Raw genomic sequence first — 371 nt, 5'->3', positions numbered from 1 at the left:
GTCAGTAAGGCCCGGATCGGCCATCAGCAGGCTCTTCCAGAGCAACAGGACGAGACTCAGCAGCAGCTGGATAGAGCACAGGCCTGTGAGCAGGTTCTTGACGCGCGGATCGCGGCACGACGGCGCCACGGCAAGCGTGTCGATACGGTACGCGTCAGCCCCACGGAGCCAGAGGCCGCGATACAGCGTCAGAAGCGAGGGCGCGGCTTTGCGCCGGCTTATACGCCCTCCGTCCTGGCCAATGAGGCGCGCATCATCGTGGCACATGCCATCGACCCCACGAGTGAGACACGCGTGGTGGGTGAGCTGATCGATCAGAGCGAGCGCGTGGAACCCAAGATCCCACGCGAGCTTCTGCTGGATGCCGGCTA

At 64.4% G+C, this 371-nt stretch carries 1 pseudogene; it reads left to right on the top strand.

The window, feature by feature from the left end:
• Window positions 1-371, top strand: a pseudogene (locus CWI66_RS17750) (IS1182 family transposase); the annotation flags it as partial.

The organism is Halomonas sp. 141, assembly GCF_002810305.1.
In the GTDB taxonomy this organism is placed as follows: domain Bacteria; phylum Pseudomonadota; class Gammaproteobacteria; order Pseudomonadales; family Halomonadaceae; genus Vreelandella; species Vreelandella stevensii.
This window is presented reverse-complemented; position numbering and strand designations above follow the sequence as displayed.